Source organism: Bradyrhizobium sp. Crot121, assembly GCF_059512385.1.
Genome location: NZ_JCAMOR010000011.1, coordinates 171,266 through 178,217, shown reverse-complemented (window position 1 = coordinate 178,217; position 6,952 = coordinate 171,266). Strand labels below are relative to the sequence as shown.

Below are 6,952 nucleotides of genomic sequence, written 5' to 3'. Positions count from 1 at the left end.
GCGTGCACCGAGGCGCCGCCGAGTTCCTCCGCCGTCACCACCTCGTTGGTCACGGTCTTCACCACGTCGGGGCCGGTGACGAACATGTAGCTCGTGTTCTTCACCATGAAGATGAAATCGGTCATCGCCGGCGAATAGACGTCGCCGCCGGCGCACGGACCCATGATGACGGAGATCTGCGGAATCACGCCGGAGGCAATGACGTTGCGGCGGAACACGTAGGAATAGCCGGCCAGCGCGGCGACGCCCTCCTGGATGCGCGCGCCGCCGGCGTCATAGAGGCCGATTATCGGCGCCCTCGCCTTCATCGCCATGTCCTGGAGTTTCGTGATCTTCAGCGCATGCGTCTCCGACAGCGAGCCGCCGAACACGGTGAAGTCCTTGGCGAAGACGAAGGTCCTGCGGCCGTTGACGGTGCCCCAGCCGGTGACGACGCCGTCGCCGGGAACCCTGGTCTTCTCCATGCCGAACTCGATCGAGCGGTGCTCGACGAACATGTCGAATTCCTCGAACGATCCCTTGTCGAGCAGCAGCTCGATGCGCTCCCGCGCGGTCAGCTTGCCGCGGGCATGCTGCGCCTCGATGCGCTTCTCCCCGCCGCCCAGCTTTGCGCCGGCACGCCTTTCCTCCAGTTCAGCCAACATCGTCATGATAGCCACATCCTCACAATCCGGTCCGACCTGGTCGCGCCGGGACAGGAATCCCTTACGGAGCCGATGCAGGGCGCGCGAGCATTCGCACATAGTCCCCCGGTACCACCTGGCTGCTCCGGCAAGCGCGGATGGATTGCCAAACCGGCCCCCCGGCGCTTTGCATCCCAGTCAATGTATGCAAGATTAGCAAGGAGATCGCCGCAAGGGACCGAAGAAAGTGCTTATTTTTGCCGATAGCGCTGAACCAGTTGTAAAGTTTGCCAAGTGAGACAGCACAAGATCTTTGCCGGCGACCGGCTACGGCGGTTGCGCGAACAACGCAGCATGACACAAGCAGAGCTCGCAGACGCTCTCAGCATTTCCGCGGGCTATTTGAGTCAAATGGAGAGTGATCAGCGGCCGATCACGCGAGAGCTGCTCATGCGGCTCAGCCGGCAATTTGGTATTGAGACGAATTATTTTTCGTCTGACGACGATTTGCGGCTCGCCAGCGAACTTCGTGAAAGCGCCAGTGACCCTCTGTTCGGGTCGCCCATTTTGCCTGACGAGGCCAGCGCGGCCGTCCGGGTCGCCCCCGATATCGCGCAGCGCTTTTTGCATCTCTATCGCGGTTATCTTGCGCTCGAAGAGGAACATCGCTCCTTGCAAACGCGTGTGGCCCAAACCGACGTGGGTGCGGCCAGCCGCTTTCCCTATGACGAGGTACGCGATTGGGTGCAATCAAAACGTAACCATTTTGATGCGCTTGATCGCGCCGCGGAACGGCTTTCGGAGGCAAGAGACTTTCAGCCCGAGAACCGCGGCGAGGACTTCATCAGATATTTGCGTGATACCTACGGGGTTCGGATCGGCCAAGGCCCGGTGGATCTTGGCAAGGGAATGATCTGGCGGCTGGATAGCAACGCCAAAACGCTTTTCATGTCCAAAGATGCGCCGGTGGAAAGCCGGCTGTTCTGGATCGCTCACGTCATCGGCCTGCTCGAACAGCGAGACAGCATCGAACGTCAGATCAGACAGGCACGTCTCAGCAACGAGGAAGCTGCATCGCTCGCGCGCGTCGCACTCGCCAATTACTTTGCCGGCGCCCTGGTTATGCCATATGGAGCATTTCTCGCCACAGCGCGCGACGTTCGCTATGACATCGAACGCCTCCAGCGACGCTTTGGCACGAGCTTCGAGCAGGTCTGCCATCGTTTGAGCACGCTGCAACGGAGAAACTCGCCGGGAATTCCGTTCTATTTCCTGAAAATCGACATCGCCGGCAACGTCTTGAAGCGCAGCAGCGCCACCCGCTTTCAGTTCGCGCGCTTCGGAGGTCCCTGCCCCGTATGGAACGTACACCAGTCGTTTTCGCATCCTGGCCGCATCCTGGCCCAATTAGCTGCTACGCCTGATGGAACGAGGTATCTTTGCGTAGCTCGGACCGTCAGCCTTTCGGCGGGCTCATATCTGAACCGACCGCGCGCGGTCGCCGTCGGACTCGGGTGTGAGGTGACCTATGCGGGCGAGACGGTTTACGCAAAGGGACTGAACCTGGACGATCTCGATGCGGTCGACTTCATCGGCCCGGGATGCAGAGCCTGCGAGCGAAGCGATTGCCGTCACCGAGCACTACCGCCGATCGGCCACCCACTTGACGTGGGTACCGTCGAAAGAGGCGTCGTTCCGTATCAGATCGATGCCAAGACTTCTCGCACCAGCAGCCTCAAATGATTTCGCAAAGTCCGCTCGACCTGGCGGCGATCGAGCAACTCTTCATTTTCTTGCCATGGCGCGGCCGGCTGTGACCGAACTCGCAACGACAATCGGCCACACGATCCTTCTGGGGCAATCATGGTCCACCATCATCCTGAAAATCAGCGGCCGCTCACACCGCAGCGGTCACCATTTCAATGCGGCCGTACGCACGGGATGATCCCAGAGCGCAGTGGTTTCGCCATCGAGCAGGCTCACGGTGAGCGAGCACCCGGCCATTTCGAGCGATGTGACGTAGCTGCCAACCAGTGAACGGGCGATGCGCAGGCCCCGCTCCTCGAGCATCCTGCGCACCGCGTTGTACATCAGATAGAGCTCGATCGTCGGCGTGCCGCCGAAGCCGTTGACGAGCAGCAGCGCCTCGGTACCGGCCCGCGTGCCAAGATCATCGGCGATGGCGGTGGTCATCTCGGCGGCGATCGCATCGGCCTGCGCGAGCTTGACGCGGCGGCGTCCCGGCTCGCCGTGAATGCCGACCCCCATCTCTATCTCGTCGTCACGAAGTGCAAAGGTCGGCGTGCCCGCCGCCGGAACGGTGCAGCTGGTCAGCGCAACGCCCATTGAACGCGTCTGTGCGTTGACGCGCTCGCCAAGCGCGACACAAGTTGCAAGATCGGCGCCCTTCTCGGCCGCCGCGCCGACGATCTTCTCGACGATCAGCGTGCCGGCGACGCCGCGCCGTCCGATACTGTAAGTCGACTTCTCGACCGCGACGTCGTCGTCGGTCACGATGGTGGCGGTGCGGCCCTCGGCGATCTCCGCCGCCATCTCGAAGTTCATGCGGTCGCCGGCATAGTTCTTGACGATGAAGAGGACGCCAGCGTCGCCCGTGATCGCCTGGGCGGCCTCGACGATCTGGTCCGGCGTCGGCGATGTGAACACCTGCCCGGGACAGGCGGCGTCGAGCATGCCGTAGCCGACGAAGCCGGCATGCAGCGGCTCATGCCCGCTGCCGCCCCCCGACACCAGCGCAACTTTCCTCGGATTCAGCTCGCGGCGACGGACGAATTTCCGCTCAGCGCCGAGCATGACGAGGTCGGCATGCGCGGCGGCAAAGCCGTCGAGGCTCTCTGCGAGCATATTGTCGACCGAATTGATGAACTTCTTCATTGTGTCCTCCCGCTTCGTCCGCCCGGCGTTCCTCGCCTATTTTTCCCGCATGATGGCAATCAGTCGCCGCGTGAACTCCTGGAGCAGCGTGTCAAGCTCGGCGTTGCGCTTGGCGCTGCCGAGATCCGGCAGATGCAGCGTCAGTGTCCGCTCGTGCGAGCCTTCGCTCAACCGGCCGACGCGGCGCGGATGAGCGCGCGCATAGGCGCGAAGGAAGGCCGTCTTCGCCTGCGGCGGGAAATGGCACACATCGAAGATCGTATTGAGATGCTGCACCGGTATCGGCACCGGATAGGCCGGATTGCTGATCTGGCTGACGAAGCTGCGGTTCTTCCCCATGGCATGGGCCAGCCGAAGCCGCATGCCCGACGGACGGCTCTCCAGCACCTCCTTGAAGATGCGCTTGTAGACCGCAACCGCGCCGGCTTCGGGCGCGTCGTCGGCCGCCGTATCAGCCAAGGCCGCCTCCGCTGCTCAGCCGGTCGATGGTCTGCTTGATCTGCGCCAGCGCCGATGCATTGACGGAGAGCTCGCGCAGGCCGCAACTCAGCAGGGCGGGCAGACAACGCGGATCACCCGCCATGTCGCCGCACAGGCTGACGCTGATGGCGGCGCGCCGCCCATGCTCCGCGGTCCGCGCGATCAGTTCGAGCACTGCCGGATGCAGCGGATCCATCAGGGGGACGAGAGCTCCGTTGGAACGGTCGCAGGCCAGGACATATTGCGCGAGATCGTTCGAGCCGATCGAGAAGAAGGACGTCTTGAAGCTCGCGATTGCCAGGGCCGCCGCCGGCACCTCGACCATGATACCGAGCTCGGGCAGCATCGCGGCAATGCCATCCGCCTGCAAGTGCTGCACGACATCTGCGAACAGCTTCCGCCCCGCCTCGAGCTCGTCCGCCGACGTGACCATCGGGAACATGACCTTGAGATTGCCGCGCACCGCGGCCCGCGCCAGCGCGCGGAGCTGAACCGCAAAGATCTCAGGCCGGGCAAGGCACAGGCGCAGGCCGCGCACCCCGAGGAACGGATTGGCTTCGCCGTCCAGCGTGAAGCCAGCCACCGGCTTGTCACCGCCGGCATCGAAGGTGCGGATGGTGACGGGGCGCTGGCCGGCCCATCGCAACACCGCATCGTAAGCCTGAAACTGTGTCTCCTCGTCGGGCAGGCCACCGCGCTCCGTCAACAGGAACTCAGTGCGCATCAGGCCGATGCCGTCGGCATATTGCGCGTCGGCATGCTCGAGATCCTCGACGCGCTGGATGTTGATGAAGAGCTTGATCCGCTCGCCGCGCCAGGAGGCTGTCGGCCGCCGCAGGATCGCGCGCGCGGATGCCCTGCTCTTGTGATGGCTGTCGCGCCGCTTCTCGAAAATTCGGACCTGCTCGGCACTGGGATCCAGCTCCAGCGTGGCGCCTTCGCCGTCAAGCAGCGCTGTGGTGCCCGTGTCAGGAATGGCCCCGAGCTGTACCACCATCGGGATGCCGCGCGCTCGCGCCAGCATCGCGACATGGCTGGTCGGGCTGCCGCGCAACAGCGCCAAGCCACCGCCGCCGGACCAGTTAATCTCAAGGAATCGCGATGGCGGCAGATCGTCGGCGCAAACCACGCCTCCGCGCGGGATTTTCAGCGGCTGGTCCTGGTCGCCACGCAGAATGTGGATCACGCGGTCGCGCAAATCGGCAAGATCGGAGGAGCGCGCCTTCAGATAGTCGTCCGGTGCGGAGTTGTACTCGGCAATATGGGCGTCGAGCGTGGAACGCCATGCGATATCGGCGGGACGTCCCTCGCCGATCGACGCGAAGATCGCCTCGATCAATTCCTCATCCTCGAGCAGCGCGACCTGGAATTCGAGAATCTGCGCGGCCTCGCCGCCGGCGCTGGCGGCAAGATCGGCGATCTGCACGCTCGCGACGTCGATCGCATTGCGCAAGGCCAGCGCCTCCTCGACCAGCGTACCGGCCACCCGCTCGCCGCCAGCTCCCGCGTCGACGCGGACGAACGGGCCATGGGCAAAGCCGATCGAGGCAGTCCTGCCGCGATACGCCAGCCCTGCAGCGCCGCCCTGCATGCTATGGTGCTCCATCCGGGAAATCGCTTGCGATCAGATCAACCAGCGCCGCGACCGCGGCCTCGGCATCGCTGCCGGAAGCCTTGATCTCGATCGTGCTGCCGTGTGCCGCGCGCATTGCCATGATCTTGGCCACGCTCTTGGCATTGATCCATTCGGGTGCGCCCGCGACCCGCACGGAGATCTGGGCCTCGAACTTCTTGGCGAGCTTGGTCAGCTTGACCGCGGGGCGCGCATGCATGCCAACCGCATGCACCAGCCGCACATTGCCGGTGAAGATCTGTTCGTCCGCTTTATCAAGCATGCTCGTCATCCATCATCGCTTCGCCGACGCCTCAGTCGGCAGAGAGTTCCTCGGCCACGGCCCTGACCTGGGCCAGCGAGCTGCCGCCCGCAGCTTCCGTCGCCGCCATGACGGCGCCCTCGACGATCGGCGCGTTGCAGACGACAACGAGATCACGCCGCGCCGGCTCCAGCATCTCGACTGCCATTTCGCTGTTGGTCTCGGCGCCGCCGAGGTCGACAAGCACAGCAACGCCTTTCGACGACCAGGCGTCGTTGATGGCGTCGATGATCAGCGGCACGCTGGTGCCGAGACCACCGTCGGGATTGCCGCCGCAGAAGGCGACCTTGACCTCGCTGCCGACCATCTGCCGCACCATGTCTGCGGTTCCCTTCGCGATGTCCCGGGAATGCGATACGATCACGATGCCCACGGTGTCGGTCATTGCCGCGCCTCCAGGCCAGCGCACACCGCGTGCAGCAGAACGCAGCTCGATCGCGCCCCGGGATCGACATGACCGACGCTGCGCGCGCCGAGGAACGACGCCCGACCCTTCGTTGCTTGCATCGGCACCGTGCGCTCGACCGCTTCAGCCGCGGTGGTGCGCACCCGCGCGATCAGATCGGGCTGGCCGGCGCCCGCTTTCAGTGTCTCCAGCACCGGAATGAGCACATCGAGCATCGTCTTCTCGCCGGCCTGCGAGCGGCCGCGCGCGCTCACCGCGTTCACGCCACTGCCGAACACGTCGGCGAGATCGTCAGGCAGGTGCTTGTCGTGCGACAGCGCCTCGCCCGCGGCGAGAAAGAAGCTGCCATAGAGCGGGCCGGAAGCGCCGCCGACCGTCATGACTAGGGTCTTGCCGATCGTCTTGAACGCCTCGTCGAGCGGTTGCGCCGAGATGGCATCGAGCTTGCCGAGCACCGCTTCGAAGCCGCGCTTCATGTTGGTTCCGTGGTCGCCGTCGCCGATCGCCTGGTCCAGACTCGTGAGCTCCGGCGCGCTATCGATGACCTGCTCGGCGGCCGCCTTGAGCAGCGACTTGAATGTCTCGGGTTGCACCGACATTGATCTGAACCTTTC

General features: G+C 64.2%; 8 protein-coding genes. 1 reads left to right on the top strand and 7 read right to left on the bottom strand.

Translation table 11 applies throughout. The annotated features are described in order from the left end of the window. The coding region (locus AC5ZGW_RS13605; protein ID WP_496113921.1) for a carboxyl transferase domain-containing protein at window positions 1–650 on the bottom strand (650 nt) is incomplete at its 3' end. 267 nt (window positions 651–917) lie between these two features. On the opposite strand from AC5ZGW_RS13605, the gene AC5ZGW_RS13600 reads away from it, so the two are divergent. Then, the gene (locus AC5ZGW_RS13600; protein ID WP_130222526.1) at window positions 918–2,366 is read left to right on the top strand and encodes a helix-turn-helix domain-containing protein; all 1,449 of its coding nucleotides are present in this window, start codon (window positions 918–920) and stop codon (window positions 2,364–2,366) included. Between the two features lie 168 nt (window positions 2,367–2,534). Here AC5ZGW_RS13600 and dhaK read toward each other — a convergent pair whose 3' ends face one another. The 6 genes from dhaK to dhaL are packed head-to-tail and all read right to left on the bottom strand — an operon-like array spanning window position 2,535 to window position 6,937. Next, a complete protein-coding gene (dhaK, locus tag AC5ZGW_RS13595) occupies window positions 2,535–3,518 on the bottom strand; it encodes a dihydroxyacetone kinase subunit DhaK (RefSeq protein ID WP_130222524.1) in 984 nt (327 codons plus the stop codon). Between the two features lie 36 nt (window positions 3,519–3,554). Then, on the bottom strand, window positions 3,555–3,977 hold the full coding sequence (locus AC5ZGW_RS13590) for a hypothetical protein (RefSeq protein WP_130222522.1): 423 nt from the start codon (window positions 3,975–3,977) through the stop codon (window positions 3,555–3,557). Then, complete coding sequence (ptsP, locus tag AC5ZGW_RS13585; RefSeq protein ID WP_245474478.1) at window positions 3,970–5,604, bottom strand: phosphoenolpyruvate--protein phosphotransferase; 1,635 nt, start codon at window positions 5,602–5,604, stop codon at window positions 3,970–3,972. The genes AC5ZGW_RS13590 and ptsP overlap by 8 nt, the downstream gene beginning before the upstream one ends. Continuing rightward, complete coding sequence (locus AC5ZGW_RS13580) at window positions 5,591–5,893, bottom strand: HPr family phosphocarrier protein (RefSeq protein ID WP_063623372.1); 303 nt, start codon at window positions 5,891–5,893, stop codon at window positions 5,591–5,593. Before AC5ZGW_RS13580 ends, ptsP begins: the two co-directional genes overlap by 14 nt. A 31-nt stretch (window positions 5,894–5,924) precedes the next feature. Continuing rightward, window positions 5,925–6,317, bottom strand: coding sequence for a dihydroxyacetone kinase phosphoryl donor subunit DhaM (gene dhaM, locus AC5ZGW_RS13575; RefSeq protein WP_028163196.1), 393 nt, complete (start codon window positions 6,315–6,317; stop codon window positions 5,925–5,927). Then, a complete protein-coding gene (dhaL, locus tag AC5ZGW_RS13570; protein WP_028163195.1) occupies window positions 6,314–6,937 on the bottom strand; it encodes a dihydroxyacetone kinase subunit DhaL in 624 nt (207 codons plus the stop codon). The genes dhaM and dhaL overlap by 4 nt, the downstream gene beginning before the upstream one ends. Window positions 6,938–6,952 lie beyond the last annotated feature (15 nt).